Origin of the sequence: Bradyrhizobium cenepequi (genome assembly GCF_020329485.1) — a bacterium.
In the GTDB taxonomy this organism is placed as follows: Bacteria; Pseudomonadota; Alphaproteobacteria; order Rhizobiales; family Xanthobacteraceae; genus Bradyrhizobium; species Bradyrhizobium cenepequi.
The window spans coordinates 1-730 of sequence record NZ_JAGKJI010000176.1; the positions used below are offsets into that span (position 1 = coordinate 1).

2 protein-coding genes are annotated in these 730 nt (G+C 64.5%); one reads left to right on the plus strand and one right to left on the minus strand.

The genetic code is table 11. The features are described from left to right. Positions 1-284, plus strand: a 284-nt coding sequence (locus J6497_RS40780; RefSeq protein WP_225709763.1) for a response regulator, incomplete at its 5' end; no start/stop codon positions are given. A gap of 164 nt (positions 285-448) precedes the next feature. Here the strand turns inward: J6497_RS40780 and J6497_RS40785 are convergent. Then, a partial coding sequence (locus tag J6497_RS40785; RefSeq protein ID WP_225709764.1) for an HAD hydrolase-like protein occupies positions 449-730 on the minus strand: 282 nt, incomplete at its 5' end.

Consider the following 730-nt stretch of genomic DNA (forward strand, 5'->3'; position numbering starts at 1 on the left):
CCGATGGCTCCGCAGCGCTGAACAAGATGCGCGGCAAGAAGTATGGTCTCGTGATCTCCGACTGGAACATGGAGCCGATGACCGGCTACGACCTGCTCAAGGAAGTCCGCGCCGACCCCAACCTCGCCACGACGCCCTTCATCATGATCACGGCGGAATCCAAGACCGAGAACGTGATCGCGGCCAAGAAGGCCGGCGTGAACAACTACATCGTCAAGCCGTTCAACGCGGCGACGCTGAAGACCAAGATCGAGGCGGTCTTCCCGGACATGGCAACGGCGTAAATCTCCACCTCGCCCCGCTCTTGCGGGGAGAGGTCGGCGCGCAGCGCCGGGTGAGGGGACTCACCGCGAACTCACATCTACCTAATTTGCGGAAGCAGCCCCTCACCCCAGCCCTCTCCCCGCAAGAGCGGGGCGAGGGAGCATAGGGACCTCGCCGCTAGCAGCTACCAGCGCAACTCCCGCATCAGCGCCTTCGGCGGGTGGCCGAACAGCTCCGTCACCGAGGTCGGGTCGAGCTGGTCGACGCCCTCGAATTGCTCGGAATGGATGCCGCGGGTCACGAACAGGCAGTCGATGCCAAAGCCCTTGGCGCCTGCAATGTCGGTGCGCACGGAATCGCCGATCGCCAGCACGCGATTGAGTTCGACCGGATGGCCGGCCCGCTCGGCCGCGAGCTGCATCGCGCGCTCATAGATCGGCTCGTGCGGTTTGCCGTAGAAGATCGC